Source organism: Actinomyces slackii (assembly GCF_900637295.1).
Taxonomy (GTDB): domain Bacteria; phylum Actinomycetota; class Actinomycetes; order Actinomycetales; family Actinomycetaceae; genus Actinomyces; species Actinomyces slackii.
Map to the genome: position 1 here is coordinate 1,117,110 of NZ_LR134363.1, position 17,392 is coordinate 1,134,501.

The window sequence follows — 17,392 nt, forward strand, 5'->3', positions numbered from 1 at the left end:
GAGCGCTTACGAGGGCTGGGTGGCCTTCAGCGCCAGGATGCGGCGGGCCGACTCATCGATCCGCGCGGCCAGGGCGGTGTCCTTCTTGGCGGCCTCGACAAGCGCCTTGGCCATGGGCGCGGCCAAGGAGGGCTCGGCCGAGGCCAGCACGAGGTCGCATCCGGCCCTGACGGCCAGGATGGCGCGCTCACCGGGATCCCAGTCCTGGACCTGGGTGGCCGCGGAGACGTCATCGGTGATGACCACCCCGGTGAAGCCCATCTCCGTGCGCAGCATGTCGGTGACGATGGTCGAGGAGAAGACCGCGGGCGTGGAGTCATCGATGAGGGCGTAGACCGCCGAGGACATCATGATCACCTGCGCGCCGGCGGCGATGGCCTCGGCGAAGACCCCCACGGCGGCGTCCCCCGTGCGCGAGGTGCTGCGGTCGATGACATTGGCGGAGGTGTCCGTGTTGTCGGTGACCCGCCCCAGGCCCGGGAAGTGCTTGTAGGTGGGGATGACGCCGGCTGCCTGCATCCCCTCGGCGAAGGCGATGGCCTGGGATGAGGCGGTTGCGGCGTCGTGGCCGTACTCCCGGCCCCAGGCCCCGATGGGCCCGTTGTCCTTGGGGGAGGCGATATCCACCAGGTCGGCCACCGGCGCCAGGTTCATCGTCACCCCGGCCTCGGCCAGCTCCTGGCCCCACTGCTGGGCCGAGGCGAGGAGCTGGTCGCGGGACTGCTTGGACTGCTCCAGGGCCGAGGGGATCTGTGAGAAGCCGGAGCCGGAGAGGACCTGGACCTCGCCGCCCTCCTGGTCGGTGGCCACCAGCATGGGGCGGCCGCGCTCACCGGCCTGACCGGTGATCGAGGCGATGGTCTGTCCGATGGCCTGGCTGGAGGCCTGGGATCGGCCCGCCACGAAGATCGAGCCCACATGGTGCTCCGTCACGGCGGAGGTGGAGGCGGGAGCGGGGGCGGAGGCGTCGACGCCGACCATGATGAGCTGGCCCACCTTCTCCTCCAGGGACCATCCCTCCAGGGCGTCGGACTGCGAGGACGGGTCGGCCGACGGCGTCTGACTGGCCGCCGGCGTCGTGGGCTCGGGCGGTGGGGTGGGGGAGGGGGCGTCGTTGGTGGCGCTGGTGGGGCCCGCGGCGGGCGGGTCCTGGGTTCCGCAGGCGGCCAGTGAGACCGCGCCCAGCAGGGCGGCCGCGATGGCGGGGCGGCGGCCCACATGGCGCGAGAGGTCGGGCGGGTGCGGCGCCGAGGACGGCTCGGCAGGCCCGTGGAGCTCCGTCATGGTCAGCACCATAGGGCACCTGTCGGGGCGCGCGCTGGCCGTGGGCGCGCGGGGCGGTGAGCGGCCGGCGCAATCGCCCCTGAGCGCTGCCATGACAGGGGAAAGTGGGCGGTGAGGAGGGTCACGCGGCGGAGATTTGCGCGGTCGGGCCCGCGCCCCTTAGTGTTCTACCCGGTTCGAGGCGCGACGACGCCAAGGCCCTAGGGCCCCCATCGTCTAGCGGCCTAGGACCCCGCCCTTTCACGGCGGTAACACGGGTTCGAATCCCGTTGGGGGTACGGATTCGTGCGAATGCCATTCAATGGCCTTGTGGCGCAGTTGGTTAGCGCGCCGCCCTGTCACGGCGGAGGTCGCGGGTTCAAGTCCCGTCAAGGTCGCGGAGAGGATCGGCCCGATCAGAACTGGTCGGGCCGATCCCATTCCACGGCTCTGTAGCTCAGTTGGTAGAGCGTTCGACTGAAAATCGAAAGGTCACCGGATCGACGCCGGTCGGAGCCACGGCGAAAGCCCCCTGGACCCACAAGGTCCCGGGGGCTTCGCTCTTCTTGTCGGGCCGGGTGCCGCAGCCCGGGGCGCGGTGGGGGCCGAGGCCCCGCCGGGGCCGGGGTGCGGCGGGCGGCGCCCCGGCGTGGCGTGGCGCGGCGTGGTGCGGCCTACCGCTGGGCCTCGGCCTTCGTCCGCCTCGCGGACGTGCGGGCGTGCAGCACGGCTGCGATCCCGACGAACAGGGCGCCTCCGATCGGCCACAGGACCCAGGAGTGGCCCCAGGCGTTGAAGATGAACCCCCACAGGAGGTAGACCACGGCCGCGATCGGCCAGTAGACGGCGGCGAAGGTGCCGATGATGCGGTCGTTGCGCTCGTCCTCGTACTCGTAGGTGCCCGGCAGGGCGTGCCCCTCCTCCGTGAGGGTGGAGTAGGTGGACGCCGCCCAGTTCGTGGGCAGGAAGATGTACAGGCCCAGCGCGACCAGGGCGGCGGCCGCCGCCACCCCGAGGGTGGTCGCGTTGTCACTCATGTCGAACAGGCCACCGGCGAGCAGGGGCGCTCCGGCGGCGATCCACAGCCCGACGGCGATGGCCAGGGCCCGGGACCGCGGCCCCTCATGGTCGGTGCGCAGGCGGGTCGCCCATGCGGCGGTCTGGGGGTTGCGGGTGAAGTGGCCGTCGGTCAGATGGCCCAGTCCCACGAAGGCGCGGCCGCGGCGGATGAGGAGCCCGACCCCTGTTGCCACGAGGGCCAGCCCCAGGCACAGGGCGATGACGGATCCCGTGGTCGCCAGGGTGCTGGAGCTCGAGCCAATGGGGCCCTGGCTGCTGTCGGACAGGGCGAAGGCGATCATGAAGGGTGTGCCGGAGGCGACGATGAGGGCGACTCCGGCCCCCAGGAGCCGGCTGGTGGTGCGGCGGGCCTCGGCCAGGGCCTGCGCCTCGGGAAGGGTGACGGGCGGGTAGGAGCCCGGGGCGGGGCTGAGGGTGGGTGTGGGGCCGGAGGCCGCGGCCAGGGTTGGCTCGGCCGCGCCGGGGGCCGTGTCCTGGCCGCCCGCGGCGTCGGCCGGGCGGAGCTCGGTCTCGATGCCGAGGATCGGGGCGAGCTCCTCCAGATTGCCGAAGTCGGTGATGACCTTGCCGACCGCCTCGTTGTGGGTCTTGCCCGAGGCGATGGCGTCGCCGTAGGCGTCCTCCATCATGGTGCGCAGCTCGGCCTTGGCCTCCATGAGGCGGGGTGTGGCGGGGTAGGGCGCGAACATGGCGTCGAGGAAGGTGTCGATTGCATCCATCGGTGCTCTCCTGTCAGGGGGTCGTCGGGGACTGGCCGGGCTGGGGTGCGCTCACGTCCTCGCCCTGGCCGGGCTGGGGTGAGGAGGCGGCTTGGGCGAAGCGGTCGACCAGGGTCCGGGTGGACTCCCACTCGGCGAGCTTGGAGTCCAGGTGGGCCTGGCCGGCCGGGGTGAGGCGGTAGTAGGTGCGGGGCTTGCCGGAGGTGGAGGTGTGGGCGTAGGAGTCGACGAGCCCGGCGGCCTCCAGGCGCTTGAGGGCGGAGTAGAGGGTGGTCTGCTTGATCGTGTAGTCGCCGCGGGCCACCTCGGTGATCGTCTTGGCGAGCTCGTAGGCGTAGGACGCCCGGGCGCGAAGCAGGGACAGGACGATGAGGTCGATGTAGCCGCGAATCGCATCGGCGCTGATCATGTGGCCTCCTCTCGGGCACGGGCGGATACGAGGTGCGGTGTCTCGACAAGCGTACTACGTCAACCGTAGTACGTCTATCCGCATATCGGGCGGGCGGCCCGCCTGTCTCACCGCTCCCTTCACATCCGCCTCCGCCGCTGTCACCACCCGGTCCGGCGCACAGGCGTGTTCCCCACCGATGGACGGGCTCGCCGTCCAACGGTGGGGAACACGCCAGTATCGCGGGCGCGCGGCCTCACTGGGCCGGGGCGTAGGGGCCCCGCTGGGCGATCTCGGCCCAGCGCTGCGGCGTGATCCGGGTGGCGACCACCAGGGCGAGGGCCGTCATGATGAGGCCCACGGCCACCTCCTGGGGGATGGACAGGCTGTTGACGCCCGTCACGGTCGCCACGACGTGGCCCGTGTGGAAGCCGCCGTGGATGCCGATCGCCGGCCACACGCTGCGCGTCCACAGCGCCAGGCACCCGGCCAGCAGCGCGAAGCCGAAGGTGGGGATCAGGTAGAGGACGCGATCCAGGGCGCCGTCCTGACCGCCCTGGGAGATGAGGTGCATGGCGGTGAAGACCAGGACGCTGACCCACAGGGCCCGCTTGGGGCGGGCGGACAGGGACTGCAGGACGTAGCCGCGCCACAGCACCTCCTCACCGATGCCCTGCAGGAGGAATGCGCGAGCCAGGCCGTAGGCGATGACCAGGGCCAGTGGTGCGCCGCCGGGATTGGCGTCCACCGGCTGACCACCGCCGGCCATGTGCACGACCACCCGGACCAGGAGCACCACGGCCGCCGCCAGGGCGGTCGCCCCCAGCAGTCCGGCCATCGACCGGGCACTGAGCCGCAGTCCCAGGACTGCCGGCGGACGGCGGTCCACGTACCGGGTGAGCAGGAACGACGTCAGCAGGTAGCAGGGAAGGGCCGGCGCCCAGATGATCATGATGACGATCAGCGCCGTCGTGGCAGTGGCTTCCGGGCCCTGAACCTTGTCAAGGACACCGGGGATCAGCGTGGGAAGGATGACGGAGAAGGCGGACAGGGCCGTGGCCACGACGGCCAGGAGGACCCTGGCCCACCCGGGCAGGCGATGGCCCCGTCCAGGGGCCTGGACGGTCGCCTGCGGCTCGGGGGCAGGGGGCGTGCGGATGAGGGACCGATGTGCCGGAGCGACGGTGCGTGCTGAGATGCTCATGCCTCGACGGTAGGAGTCCGCCCGGGGCGCAATCGCGTGACCAGGGACCGGACTGCGGCGCCCCGACCATGACCGGCGTCGGGCCCGGTCATGACCCCGGTCATGGGACGCGGGCACCACCGGCGACCTACCGTGGAGGAGTGAGCGCGCAGCACGACGTCGCCGCCGACCTCCGCCCGCAGGCCCTGAGCGGGCCTGTGAGCGGGCCATTGAGTGGGTCACGGTGGCCATAGACCTCCAGATGGGCCATCATGCCCAGCCTCCAGGCGATCGCCGTCATCTGCCAGGTGATCGCCGAGCTCCCGCTCCTGAAGCACCTGGACAGGGCCCCGGTGGTGGTCGGCGCCTTCCTGTGCGTGCCGGCGGTCCTGGCGCTGGCCTGGGCCATCCGCCACCGCGCGCGCAGTCCGCGCGTGCGCGCCGTGTGCTCCGTGACGGCCTTCGTGTGCGTCGCCACCTCCTCCATGGTGGGCAGCGGGACGACCCACGTGGTGCCGGCCCTCCTCATCGCCTCCGCGCTGGTGGTCATCGACCTGTCCCTGACCGCGGGGCTCATCGCCGACCTGGTCTATGTCATCGGGCTGGTCGTCTTCCTCATGGTGCTCGGTCACGCCCCGCTGGAGGTCCTCGGCGTGGGGGTGGGCTTCCTCGCCCTCGTGGCCTCCGGCACCATCCTGGGCCTGGTCCTGGCCCGCTACGACGCCGTCCTGGCCGACCAGCGCCAGGCCCTGGCCGAGCGCGACGCCGCCCTGGTGCGCGCCGAGCGCCAGGCCGCCGTCGAGAAGGAGCTCATGCTCGCCCAGGAGCGCGCCCGCGCCGCCCACGAGCTCCACGACGGCCTGGGCCATCGCCTCACCCAGATCGGCATGAGCCTGGAGTTCGCCTCCCGCGTGCGCCGGCGCGATCCCGAGGCCGCCTGGCAGGAGATCGCCGTCGCCGAGCGCACGAGCCGCGAGGCCGTCGGCGAGATGCGCACCTGGGTGCGGGCCCTGAGCCCCGCCAGCCCCACGGTCCTGGCCGCCCACGGGACGGCGCAGGGAGCTGGCGCCACCGACACCACCGGCACCTCCGGCACCTCCGGCGCCGCCGGGCTCGAGGCCATCGCCGCCTCCTTCCGCGGCACCGGCGTGCACGTGGAGGTCACCGACGAGATCGGCCCGGGAGCCCTGGCCCAGGAGGCCGAGCTCCTCATCTACCGGGCCGTCCAGGAGGGACTGACCAACGCCCTGCGCCACTCGGGCGCCCGGAGCATCACCATCGGCCTGGCGGCCGACCCGCAGGAGCCCGCCGACCGATCCGACCACGTCACCCTGACCGTCACCAACCCGATCCCCGCCGACCGCCGCGACGATATCCCCACCCCGGCCGTCGGCGAGCGCGGAGGGCCGGAGGCGGGCTTCGGCCTGCGCGGGCTGAGCGAGAGCGCCGCCCAGCTCGGAGGCGGCGCCACCGCCGGGCGCGACGGCGAGACCTTCCGCCTGCGCCTCACCCTGCCGACCCGCACCGCCCTACGACCCCAGGAGGCGTCATGAGCCCCGTGCGCGTCCTCATCGTCAACGACCAGCAACTGCTGCGCCGCGGCCTGGTCATGCTCTTCTCCACCATCGACGAGGTCGAGGTCATCGCCGAGGCCGCCCATGGGCAGGAGGCGCTCGCGGTCCTGGGCTCCCGAGAGGTGGACGTCGTCCTGGCCGACGCCAAGATGCCGGTCATGGACGGGGTCACCCTGGTGCGCCGGGTCGCCGAGCTCCATCCGGGCCTGCCGGTCCTCGTGCTCACCACCTTCGATGAGCCGGATATCGTCCAGGGGGCGATCGCCGCGGGAGCCGCCGGCTTCCTGCTCAAGGACACCTCCATCGAGGGCCTGGCCGACGCCGTGCAGGCCGTCCACAGCGGCGGCATGGTCATCGATCCGCGCGTGGCGCGTCTGGCGCTGAGCGCCCAGCAGGCCGTCGCGCAGTCGCCCGGCCAGCCCGAGGAGCCGCCCGAGCTGGCGGTGCTCACCCCCGCCGAGCGAGCGGTGGGCGAGCTCGTGGCTCAGGGCCGGACCAACCGCCAGATCGCCGACCAGCTGGTCCTGGCCGAGGGCACCGTCAAGAACCACGTCTCCGCCCTCCTGCGCAAGCTGGCCGTGCCCGACCGCACCGCCCTGGCACTGACCCTCTACCGAGCGCTCCACCCGCCGCAGCCGTAGGCCCCGCCCACCCGGGCGCTCAGCGCAGCCAGCGGGCACTCAGCACCGCATGCGGGCGCCCGAGCCGCCGGGGCGGCGGGCCGGGCCCGCCCCTGTTCGCGGTGCGCATCCTCACCGGTGCGTCCCGCAGACCGGCCACGGCCCGCCACTTACCCTGGGCCCATGCCCCTGCGTGCCCTCCTGTCCGCCGCCACCGCCACCCCCACCCCCGATGAGCCCACCTCCGAGCCGGAGGGCACCCCCACCCAGCTCCCGACCCTCGACGTCAACCAGACCGTCGAGGCCGTCCAGGAGACCGGCGTCAGCCTCCTGGACATCGCCTGGAGGGCGGGGCTGGGAGCAGCGGTGGGCCTGGCCGTCGTCTTCGTGGTGCTCCTGGTCCTCAGGATGCTCGGCTCGCGGCGCCAGCTCTACTCCGAGCTGGCGCGATTCGGCTCCAGCCCCGGCTACCTGGGCGGGGCGCTGACCGGCGCCTACATGGGCGCCCAGCTGGCCGTGGTGGGCCAGAGCAACAGCGCCACCCGACTCATCACCCTGCACGCCCTGCTCATCGGCGTCATCCTGGCCGCCACCTGGCTGCTGGCCGGCACCACCAGGGCCGTGGAGGCCACCGTGGTGGCCAATGTGCGGGCCGCTGGGAACCACGGGCGCACCAGCCGGGTGACCACCCAGGCGCAGATCCTCAGGCGCGTGGCCGAGGTCATCGTCATCGTCTGCGGGCTGGTCGGGGCGGTCATGACCTTCCCCAGCGCGCGGGTGGCCATGGGGTCCCTGCTGGCCTCCGCCGGTCTGGTCTCCGTGATCGCCGGTCTGGCCGCGCGCTCGACCCTGGGCAACATCTTCGCCGGGGTCCAGCTGGCCACCACCGACGCCATCCGGGTGGGGGACCTCGTCGTGGTCGACACCGAGCAGGGCACCATCGAGGAGATCACCCTGACCTACGTGGTCATGCGCACCTGGGACGATCGGCGCCTGGTGCTGCCCTCGACCCACTTCACGGAGAACCCCTTCGCCAACTGGTCGCGCGGAGGCACCCAGGGCATTGGCGGGATCACCATGGAGTTGGACTGGCGGGCGCCGGTGGCGGCGCTGCGCGTCGAGCTCGCCCGGATCGTGGCCGCCTCCAGTGCCTGGGACGGGCGGGAGGCCTCACTGGAGGTGGCCGACGCCGTCGGCGGGATCCTCACCATCAAGATCGCCGTGTCCGGCAAGAACTCCTCCGACATCGGGGCCCTGAAATCCCATGTGCGCGAGGAGCTGGTGACCTGGCTCCAGCGCGAGGCCCCCTATGCGCTGCCGCGCACCCGCGTGGAGGTCGATCAGGTGGAGATCACCCAGGACCCCACCCCCGAGCACGTGGCGCGCCTGGCCGAGGAGCTCATCGCCCGGCAGAAGGAGGAGGCGCGCCGTGAGCCCGAGAGCCCCAGCGAGGAGGCGGAGGCCTCCCCGCCCGCCGAGGCCCAGCCCAAGAGGCGCTCCTGGCTCAGCCGGCCCCGCCTGGGCCGAGGGCACCGCTGAGCCGATGCGTTCACGCAGCGGGAACGCCGTCGCCCCCGGGGCCCCTGGCAGGCAACGATGGGCACATGACGATCGACCCCGCCGCAGCCGCCCGCACCGATGCCCAATGGCGCGCCGCCCTGAGCCCCATGGAGTACCACGTCCTGCGTGAGGCCGGCACCGAGCGCCCCTTCACCGGCGAGCTCCTCAACGAGAGCCGCGAGGGGGTCTACCGCTGCCGCGGCTGCGGCGCCGAGCTGTTCCGCTCCACCACCAAGTTCGACTCCCACTGCGGCTGGCCCTCCTTCTACGACCCGGCCGACTCCAGCGCCGTGACCCTGAGCCAGGACACCTCCCACGGCATGGTGCGCACCGAGGTGCGCTGCGCGGCCTGCGACTCCCATCTGGGCCACGTCTTCGACGACGCCCCGGCCACCCCCACCGGGCAGCGCTACTGCATGAACTCGGTGAGCCTGACCTTCGACCAGGACTGAGCCATGCGCATTCTCAGCCTCAACCTGCAGCACGGCCTGCCCGGCGCCGGGGCCGGGGACGGCGCTGCCGCCACGGGCTCGCTGGCCGGGGCGGACATCTCCTCCCCGGCCGTGGCCCGCACCGTCATGGAGGCCGCCGCCGAGCAGATCGCCGAGCTGGCCCCCGACGTCGTCGCCCTCCAGGAGGTGGACCTGGGCCAGCCCCGCTCCGGGCGCCTGAACCAGACGGCCTTCCTGGCCAAGGCCCTGGGCATGTCCCACTACCGCTTCGCCGCCGCCTACGCCGGGCCCGTGGTGGGGCTGCGGCGCCGGCCCCTGCGCTGCGAGCTGACCGCCGCCCGCCACGAGCCGCTGGGGCCGCTGCGGGCCTTCGTGGGAGCCAGGCCCATCGGCTACGGCAACGCCCTGCTCTCGCGCCACCCCGTCCAGGCCTGGACCGACAAGCGGCTGGGGCGCGGGCCGGCCACGATCGTGCGCCGAGGGGAGCGGGCCTGGAGCCCGCGCTCCTACAAGCTCTTCACCGCCACCCACAGGGTCATGGTCGGCGCCACCATCACCATGCCCAGTGGCGCCCCGCTGTCCGTGGCCTCCACCCACCTGGCCACGCGCGGCGACACCGCCGCCAAGCAGGTGGCCGCCGCCTGGCAGCACCTGGCCGCCCAGCCCGGCGCGCATGTCCTGGTCGGCGACTACAACCTGCGACCGGAGCAGCTCACCCCCCTGGGAGTGGGGCGCCTGGTGGGGGATGGCCCCACTTTCCCCGCGGCCTCGCCCAACCGGCGCATCGACCACTTCATGACCGACCCCTGGCCCGTGGACGCCAGCGGGCAGCCTCTGGAGGCGGCCCTGGCCAGCGCGCGCGGCCCACTGCTGCGCGCCGCGGCCTGGGGGACGCGCACCTTCGTCATCTCCGACCATGCCGGCACCTGGGTGGATCTGGAGCCCGTGGGGTAGAGGGGCGACAATGGCCCCATGCCCGCCACCCGCCCCGCCGACCGGCCCATCGGGTCTCGGGCCTCGGACCGATGCGCCGGCGCCACAGGGCCCGGCCGGGCCATCGCCGCCATCACAGCGGTCCCGGCGCCCCTGATCTTCATGGGAGCCGGGCTGTCGAGCTACATCGGCGCCGGCTTCGCCGTCTCCCTGTTCGCCCTCATGCCCTCCACCACGGTGGCCTGGTGGCGCATCGCCATCGGCGCCCTGGTGCTGATGGCCTGGCGACGGCCTTGGAGGAGGGCGTGGAGCCGACGGGACCTGGCGGTCTGCGCCGCCTTCGGCCTGGCCACCGCCACGATGAACGTCATCTTCTACGCCTCCATCAACCACCTCCCCCTGGGGACGGCGGTGTCGCTGGAGTTCCTGGGGCCCGTGGCGGTGGCCCTGGCCACCGGGCGCGGCTGGGCGCCGCGGGTGGCGGCGCTCCTGGCCATGGCGGGGGTGGTCTCGATCTCCGGGCTCGGCCTGGACATGGGGGACGAGCGCCAGCGCACCGGGGTCCTGCTGGCGCTGACCGCCGGGGGAGCCTGGGCCTGCTACATCCTGCTGGGCCGGCGCGTGGCCGTCCGCGGCACCGGCCTGGACTCCCTGGCCATCGCCTCGGCGGCCGGGGCGCTGGCCTACCTCCCCCTGGCCGCTCCGACGGCGATGCGCGCCCTGACCGACGTCCCCACCGTCGCCGCCGTGGCCGGGGTGGCCCTCCTGTCCACCGTGGTGCCCTACGCCCTGGACCAGGTCACCATGCGGCGCCTGGCCACGGCCTCCTTCTCCCTGCTGGCCTCCCTCATGCCCGCCACCTCGCTTCTGGTCGGCGTCGTCATGCTGCGCCAGCTGCCCAATGCGGGGGAGGCGGTGGGGCTGGTGCTCATCTCCATCGCCGTCGCCCTGGCGGGACGGTCCTGACCCGCACCGAGGTGTGAGCGGGGTCCTTGGAGACCGGTGCCTGATCAGGCAGGGTAGGGCCTTGGCCCGGCGACCCGCCGCGGCCCGGCTGGTGCCCAGGCTCCGGCGCCCGCCCAGGCGCCCGACAGACCTGCCCACCGGCACCCCGCAGAGCCGGCGCCGCAGGCGCACCGTGGCTCGAGACGAGCGAAAGACAACGCGTGCCCGCATTCACCTCCTCCCGCCTGCCCTCGGCCGGCGAGCCCACCTTCACCGACCTCGGCGTGGATGCCGACCTGGCCGAGGACCTCGACGCCCGCGGCTTCACGGCGCCCTTCCCCATCCAGGCCGCCACCCTGCCCGACACCCTGGCCGGGCGCGATGTCCTGGGCCGGGGGCGCACCGGCTCGGGCAAGACCCTGGCCTTCAGCCTCCCCCTGGTCCAGCGCCTGGCCGCCCAGGACAAGGCCCGGCCCGGCCACCCCATCGGCCTGGTGCTCGCCCCCACCCGCGAGCTCGCCCTGCAGATCGCCGAGGTCATCAAGCCGCTGGCCGCCGTGGTGGATATGGATGTCACGACGATCTTCGGCGGGACCTCCCAGAAGCCGCAGGAGCGGGCGCTGGCGGCGGGGGTCGACGTCGTCGTGGCCTGCCCGGGCAGGCTCCTGGACCTCATGGGCCAGGGGCTCATCGACCTGGACGAGGTCGCCATCACCGTCCTGGACGAGGCCGACCACATGGCCGACCTCGGGTTCCTGCCCGGTGTGCGCCGCATCCTGCGGGCCACGCCGGCCGGCCAGCGCCTCCTGTTCTCCGCGACCCTGGACAACGGGGTCGACGCCCTCGTGCGCGAGTTCCTCCGCGACCCGCTCCAGCACGCCGTGGACCCCTCCACCTCGCCGGTCTCGGCGATGGACCACCGGGTCTGGCAGGTGGCGGACAAGACCGCCAAGGACGCCGTCGTGCGCCGCCTGGCCTCCGGAACGGGGCGGCGCATCCTGTTCACGCGCACCAAGCACCTGGCGCGCCGCGTGGCCCGCAAGCTCACCAAGGACGGCATCCCCGCCGTCGAGCTGCAGGGCAATATGAGCCAGAACGCACGCGAGCGGGCCATGAGGGCCTTCACCAGCGGGCAGGTGCACGTCATGGTGGCCACCGACATCGCCGCGCGCGGCATTGACATCTCCGGCGTGGAGCTCGTGGTGCACGTCGACCCGCCGGCCGAGCACAAGGCCTACCTGCACCGATCGGGACGCACCGCCCGGGCCGGGGCGGCCGGCACCGTGGTGACCCTGGTTCTGCCCGAGCAGAGGCAGGATGTTCAGGTGCTCATGCGCAAGGCGCGGATCAAGGCGGATATCGAGCGGGTTCGTCCCGAGGACGAGGTTGTTGGCGCCCTGGTGGGGGAGGTCGCCCCGGTGGTGGCCGCGCAGGACATGCCCGAGGGAGTCGCCATCAAGGCCAGCCCCACCGGCCGGGCCCACCTGCCCAAGGGCGGGCGCGGGCGCGGGCGCCGGGGGACGGCGTCCCAGGCAGGATCCGGTGCCCATGGTGGTGGCGGTGGTGGCGGTGGCGGCCGCGGCGGCGGCGCGAGGGGCTCCGGCGGCGCTGAGGGCTCTGAGAGAAGGACCGGGCGCGCGGGCCGTGGTGGCCGTGCGGGTGCTCGGCGAGGCGGCGCGCGCGGGAGCCGGGGCGGTCACCAGCGCAGGGCCGGGAAGGGCTGAGAGGGGCCGGCTCAGTCGGGGACGGTGCCAGGGGCGGGCTGCCCATGCGCATGACCACTCCCGCGGGGTAGCCTCTGATTGGTCCCTTATTCATTGGGGATTCTGCGCTATCGAAGGAGGAGAGCATGGTCGTGGGCACCGGCATGATCGTCTTCGGCGGCATCATCATCGTCGGCCTGATCGTCGTCGGCGCCATCATTGGCGCCGTGGTGGTCCTGTCCAGAAAGGACAAGTAGAGCCTGTCGGTCCTGTGGTCTGCCGTGCCCGGGGCGTCGTGGACGTGACTCTGCATACCGGACGTGCGTTTGCGTCAATCACCCCTGTGCTACCCCCAGTCGGATGACGCAAACCCTCGTCGTCTACGCGAACGCACGTCGTCGACGCAGGCCAGCGGCTGGGACGCGGGCAAAGATGTCCACCGTGAACAACTTTAAGGCTTGCCACCGCTGGCCGCGATGACAAACGCGCAGGTCAGAGCGCAGTCTCAGGGGCGGGCCCGTGGGCGGAGGCGGGTAAAGTTGTTCACCATGGACAAACCGTGGCACGTACTGGTGCCCGTCGCACGTACTGGTGCCCGTCATCGCTCCGCCTTCGGGGATCGTTGCGCGGCCTCGGCGGTACTCGTGGGGAACGACAGCCTGGCGCGCTTTCATCGAGGGCAACCTTCGTCTACGGGTCGACGAACTCAGTCGAGGCCATAGCGTGCGCGAGCGCGGGCCACCAGCTCATCGGAGTCGATGCGGCCGGCGACGTACTCCTGGGCGTCCTGGCGGCCGACGGCGGTCACTGCCAGGCCCTCCATCTCGCCGCTGTGGGTCGCCTCGGCCACTCGCGACTCGCGCTCGGCCGCGGTCGTGGCGGTGGCTGCTGTTTTGGTGGGCACAGGGCATGCTCCTCTCGTCCGGTGCTTGGCCCAGCCTAGTCAACGTCCCACAAACTTTGTCCACCGTGAACAACTTTAAGGCTCGCCACCGCTGGCCGCGATGACAAACGCGCAGGTCAGAGCGCAGTCTCAGGGGCGGGCCCGTGGGCGGAGGCGGGTAAAGTTGTTCACCATGGACAAACCGTCGCAGGCGCTGGTGCCAGGGGAGGGGGTGGGAGCCTGTGCCTGGTGGACGGAGCCCTCGCGTCACCGCCCTTCCAGGTGTAGCCATACGTGTAGCCACGCAAGGCGGGAAACGGAGGACATGGCGTCCCTGACGGTCGCTCGGGACCCCTGGTTTCCCCTGCAATCACGCCGAAGCGCTGGTGCCCCCTGTGGGGCTCGAACCCACGACCTTCGGATTAAAAGTCCGCAGCTCTAACCGACTGAGCTAAAGGGGCGCCGCCGGTCATGACCCAGGTCATGGCCGTGCACGCGGTCAGCATAGCGTCCCTCGCTTCACCCGGGGACCCGCGCGCGGGACAATGCGACGGGGCGCGATCACCATCGCCCGTCCCGTCCTCGTTGAGCACCAGGAGATGACACATGGCACGCCAGTTCCACCGTCCCGCCCGTCTTGATCCTGAGGCCGCCGAGGCCATCGAGGGCAGCGCGGACACCGCCGTGTCCTCCGAGCTCGCCCACCGCGCTGCCCAGGCGCTCGTCGGCGGCTTCCCCAACGAGGCCCCGGACGACCCCATCACGCGCAGCGGCGTCGTCGCCGCCGTGGCGGCCAACGGCGTCGACTCCGTCGCCGAGCTGTGGGCCGACTCCCCGGCCACCACCCTGCCGGGCACCCTGTGGCGCCTGTTCCTGCTGCGTGAGTGGATCCGCCGCGACCCTGACCTCGTCGCCCGCCGCTACGCCACCACCCTCGACCTGGCCGACGACGAGGCGGCCACCGCCCGATTCGAGTCGGCCCTGCCCGAGGCCCGTCGCGCGCCTTCCCCCGAGGCGCTGCGCGAGCGCCTCGATGCCGTCCTGGCCGGCCGCCTGGACGGCTCGGTGACCGCCCTGGCCCCGCTGCTGTCCGCCGCCTCCGGCTTCCTGCGCGCCCTGGCCGCCGGCTCCAACCCGGTGTGGATCGAGGACGACGCCGACGAGCTCGCCGACCGCGTCACCCGCCGTGACTCCGCACTGACGGCCACCGCCGTCGAGCTCCAGGAGGCCTCCCGCCGCGCGACCGCCGGCCTGCTGGACTGAGCGGCCCGCACCGCCCCTGGGCGGTGCGCGGTTCTGGGGGCGGCCTGCTGCCGGCTCGCCGTGGCCCTGGCCCGAATATCCCGCCTCAAGCGGGACGCAGGACCGCGCGGGGCGTGGGAGCATGTGCCCATGAGCACTGCGCACTCCTCCCCGGTCCCGCTGTCCAGCTTCCTCGGCGGCTGGGCCAGGCAGGCTCCCGCCCCCGAGGAGGCAGACCCCGCGCAGCCCGCCGACTCCGCCGAGGCCCCGGTCGCACCGGACGCTGCCCCGGGCTCCACCCCACCCGGTGACGCCACCGCTCCCAGTGCGCCGACCGCCCCGCCCAGGCCCGACGACGCCGCCGAGACCCCGGCAGCCGACCACCAGGGCGATCCCGGCTCGCCCTCCCCGGCGCCTCCCGCGCCGCCGCCCCTGGACGAGCACGTCATCGAGCCCGCCGACCCCAGGGACTTCGCCGACGACTCCGGACCCCAGTACGAGGACGAGGACTTCGAGGAGGGCGATGACGAGCCCGCCACGGCCAGCGCTCCCACGCCCTCCTCACGCGGATTGGCGCAGGCCCCGGCCGCGGCCCTCAGCATCCCCGGCGCCCCCGCACCGGGCGCCGGCTCAGCCGGACCCGTCCCCGCCGCGACCGCGGGCGGCCCGGCCGGCACAGCCAGACCGGCAGCGCCGTCGGAGGAGCCGGATCCCGAGGAGGGGCTGGCGCCCCTGGAGTCCTTCGAGGACCGCTTCGCCGACCGCGAGCTGACCTGGATGGACTTCAACGAGCGGGTCCTGGAGCAGGCCGAGGACCGCGACATGCCCCTGCTGGAGCGAGCCTGGTTCCTGTCGATCTTCTCCTCCAACCTGGACGAGTTCTACATGGTGCGCGTGGCCGGGCTCATGCGCCGCATCAAGGCCGGCATCACCCCGGTGCGGGCCTCGGGCCTGGACGCCCACCAGGTGCTGGCCCGGGTCACTGCCCGCGCCAAGGAGCTCACCGCCCGCCAGGCCTCCATCTTCCACGACGACGTGCGCCCCGCCCTGGCTGAGCGCGGCATCGAGGTCCTCATGTGGGATGACCTGGGCCTGGACCAGCGCGAGCGCCTGACCCGCTACTTCCGCCACCACATCTTCCCGGTGCTCACCCCCCTGGCGGTCGACCCCTCCCACCCCTTCCCCTACATCTCGGGCCTGTCCCTCAACCTGGCGGTCATCCTGCGCAACCCGCGCAGCGGCAAGGAGCACTTCGCCCGGGTCAAGGTGCCCGGATCGCTGCCCCGGCTCATCACCGTTCCCGGCCGAGAGCTCGACGCCTCCGATCCCGGCTCGGGCTGCGCCCTCATCCCCATCGAGACGGTGATCGGCCAGCACCTGGACCACCTCTTCCCGGGCATGGACATCCTGGAGCACCACCTCTTCCGCGTGACCCGCAACGAGAACCTGGAGGTGGAGGAGGACGACGCCGAGAACCTCCTGACCGCCATGGAGAAGGAGCTGGAGCGGCGCCGATTCGGCGCCAGCGTGCGACTGGAGGTGGAGAACACCATCTCCCCCTTCACCCGCCGCCTTCTGGTGCGGGCCCTGGGCCTGCGGGACGACGACGTCTTCGAGCTGCCCGCCCCCCTGGACCTCAACGGCCTGTCCGAGCTCCACGACCTGGACGTCCCGGCCCTGAAGTTCCCGCGCTTCGTGCCGGTTACCGCCGCGGGCCTGGCCGCGCACGAGTCCTCCTCGGCCCCCGATGTCTTCGCGGCGATGCGCGAGCACGACGTCCTGCTGCACCACCCCTACGACTCCTTCTCCACCTCCGTCCAGGAGTTCGTGGCCCAGGCCGCCGCCGACCCCAAGGTGCTGGCCATCAAGCAGACCCTGTACCGCACCAGTGGGGACTCGCCCATCGTCGATGCCCTCATCGAGGCCGCCGAGGCCGGCAAGCAGGTGGTGGCGATCGTTGAGATCAAGGCCCGCTTCGACGAGGAGGCCAACATCTCCTGGGCCCGCAAGCTGGAGCGGGCCGGCGTGCACGTCGTCTACGGGATGGTGGGGCTCAAGACCCACTGCAAGCTGCTGCTGGTGGTGCGCCAGGAGCGGGAGGGCCTGCGCCGCTACTGCCATGTGGGCACCGGCAACTACCACCCCAAGACGGCCCGCGGGTATGAGGACCTGGGCCTGCTGACCTGCGACCGCGATGTCGCCCAGGACCTGACCACCCTGTTCAACCAGCTCTCCGGCTACGCCCCCCGGGCCCGCTTCCGCCGCCTGCTGGTGGCGCCCCGGAGCCTGCGCGACGGGCTGGTCGAGCGCATCGAGGCCGAGATCGCCAACCACCGTGCCGGTCTGCCCGCCTGGATCCGCATCAAGGTCAACTCGATCATCGATGAGACCGTCATCGACGCCCTCTACCGGGCCTCGCGCGCCGGGGTGAGCGTGGACATCGTGGTGCGGGGCATCTGCGGGATCCGCGCGGGCGTGCCGGGCCTCTCGGAGAACATCCGGGTGCGCTCCATCCTGGGGCGCTTCCTGGAGCACTCCCGCATCTACGCCTTCGCCGCCGGGGGCACCACCGAGCTCTACATCGGCTCGGCCGATCTCATGCACCGCAACCTGGATAGGCGCGTCGAGGCCCTGGTGCGCATCACCGACCCGACGATGGTCGCCTACCTCGAGGATGTCGTCACCCGCTGCGCCAGCGATGAGGTGGCCTCCTGGCACCTGGAGCCCGACGGCACCTGGACCCGCCATATCGAGGGCCCTGACGGCCAGCGCCTGGAGGACATCCAGGCCCGCCTCATGTCCCGGGCGCGCTCGCGCGTCAAGGGCCGCAGCTGACGGGGCCGGTCG

Annotated in this window: 13 protein-coding genes, 4 tRNA genes and 1 pseudogene; 12 read left to right on the plus strand and 6 right to left on the minus strand. The window is 72.7% G+C overall.

Translation table 11 applies throughout. The annotated features are described in order from the left end of the window. Positions 1-6: 6 nt before the first annotated feature. Positions 7-1,284, minus strand: coding sequence for a glycoside hydrolase family 3 N-terminal domain-containing protein (locus tag EL266_RS04540; protein ID WP_026428108.1), 1,278 nt, complete (start codon positions 1,282-1,284; stop codon positions 7-9). A gap of 205 nt (positions 1,285-1,489) precedes the next feature. On the opposite strand from EL266_RS04540, the gene EL266_RS04545 reads away from it, so the two are divergent. The 3 genes from EL266_RS04545 (at position 1,490) to EL266_RS04555 (ending at position 1,782) form a co-directional block, all read left to right on the plus strand. Then, positions 1,490-1,562, plus strand: a tRNA-Glu gene (locus EL266_RS04545). Positions 1,563-1,587: 25 nt separating this feature from the next. Beyond that, positions 1,588-1,661 (plus strand) — tRNA-Asp (locus tag EL266_RS04550). Positions 1,662-1,709: 48 nt separating this feature from the next. Beyond that, positions 1,710-1,782, plus strand: a tRNA-Phe gene (locus EL266_RS04555). Between the two features lie 155 nt (positions 1,783-1,937). Here the strand turns inward: EL266_RS04555 and EL266_RS13875 are convergent. From EL266_RS13875 to EL266_RS04570, 3 genes and pseudogenes are all read right to left on the minus strand, one after another. After that, positions 1,938-3,062 (minus strand): permease prefix domain 1-containing protein, encoded by a 1,125-nt coding sequence (locus EL266_RS13875; protein WP_026428107.1) that lies wholly within the window; start codon positions 3,060-3,062, stop codon positions 1,938-1,940. Positions 3,063-3,153: 91 nt separating this feature from the next. Beyond that, a pseudogene (locus tag EL266_RS04565) lies at positions 3,154-3,471 on the minus strand (PadR family transcriptional regulator); the annotation flags it as partial. A 235-nt stretch (positions 3,472-3,706) separates the two neighbouring features. Then, positions 3,707-4,654: a CPBP family intramembrane glutamic endopeptidase gene (locus tag EL266_RS04570; RefSeq protein ID WP_051281472.1), complete on the minus strand. Its 948-nt coding sequence runs from the start codon at positions 4,652-4,654 to the stop codon at positions 3,707-3,709. Between the two features lie 251 nt (positions 4,655-4,905). On the opposite strand from EL266_RS04570, the gene EL266_RS04575 reads away from it, so the two are divergent. From EL266_RS04575 to EL266_RS04605, 7 genes are all read left to right on the plus strand, one after another. Beyond that, positions 4,906-6,186 carry a sensor histidine kinase gene (locus tag EL266_RS04575; RefSeq protein WP_051281471.1) on the plus strand — a complete coding sequence of 427 codons (1,281 nt, stop codon included), beginning with the start codon at positions 4,906-4,908 and terminating at the stop codon, positions 6,184-6,186. Beyond that, positions 6,183-6,848 (plus strand): response regulator, encoded by a 666-nt coding sequence (locus EL266_RS04580; RefSeq protein ID WP_026428105.1) that lies wholly within the window; start codon positions 6,183-6,185, stop codon positions 6,846-6,848. The genes EL266_RS04575 and EL266_RS04580 overlap by 4 nt, the downstream gene beginning before the upstream one ends. 162 nt (positions 6,849-7,010) lie before the next feature. Then, a complete protein-coding gene (locus tag EL266_RS04585; RefSeq protein WP_051281470.1) occupies positions 7,011-8,366 on the plus strand; it encodes a mechanosensitive ion channel family protein in 1,356 nt (451 codons plus the stop codon). Between the two features lie 65 nt (positions 8,367-8,431). Then, entirely contained in the window at positions 8,432-8,839 is a 408-nt protein-coding gene (gene msrB / locus EL266_RS04590; RefSeq protein ID WP_051281469.1) for a peptide-methionine (R)-S-oxide reductase MsrB, read from the plus strand. A gap of 3 nt (positions 8,840-8,842) precedes the next feature. Further along, on the plus strand, positions 8,843-9,793 hold the full coding sequence (locus EL266_RS04595) for an endonuclease/exonuclease/phosphatase family protein (protein ID WP_026428103.1): 951 nt from the start codon (positions 8,843-8,845) through the stop codon (positions 9,791-9,793). Between the two features lie 18 nt (positions 9,794-9,811). Next, positions 9,812-10,738 (plus strand): EamA family transporter, encoded by a 927-nt coding sequence (locus EL266_RS04600; protein ID WP_084501179.1) that lies wholly within the window; start codon positions 9,812-9,814, stop codon positions 10,736-10,738. Between the two features lie 200 nt (positions 10,739-10,938). Continuing rightward, positions 10,939-12,441, plus strand: a complete 1,503-nt coding sequence (locus EL266_RS04605) for a DEAD/DEAH box helicase (RefSeq protein ID WP_051281468.1) — start codon at positions 10,939-10,941, stop codon at positions 12,439-12,441. Positions 12,442-13,126: 685 nt separating this feature from the next. On the opposite strand, the gene EL266_RS13675 is transcribed toward EL266_RS04605, so the two are convergent. Continuing rightward, positions 13,127-13,324: an antitoxin VbhA family protein gene (locus EL266_RS13675; protein ID WP_026428101.1), complete on the minus strand. Its 198-nt coding sequence runs from the start codon at positions 13,322-13,324 to the stop codon at positions 13,127-13,129. A 363-nt stretch (positions 13,325-13,687) separates the two neighbouring features. Next, positions 13,688-13,764 (minus strand) — tRNA-Lys (locus EL266_RS04615). A 145-nt stretch (positions 13,765-13,909) separates the two neighbouring features. Between EL266_RS04615 and EL266_RS04620 the strand changes: the two genes are divergently transcribed. Together EL266_RS04620 and EL266_RS04625 are read left to right on the plus strand one after the other, a co-directional pair. Then, the gene (locus EL266_RS04620) at positions 13,910-14,566 is read left to right on the plus strand and encodes a hypothetical protein (RefSeq protein ID WP_026428100.1); all 657 of its coding nucleotides are present in this window, start codon (positions 13,910-13,912) and stop codon (positions 14,564-14,566) included. Between the two features lie 129 nt (positions 14,567-14,695). Beyond that, entirely contained in the window at positions 14,696-17,380 is a 2,685-nt protein-coding gene (locus tag EL266_RS04625) for an RNA degradosome polyphosphate kinase (protein ID WP_026428099.1), read from the plus strand. The last annotated feature ends 12 nt before the right edge of the window (positions 17,381-17,392 follow it).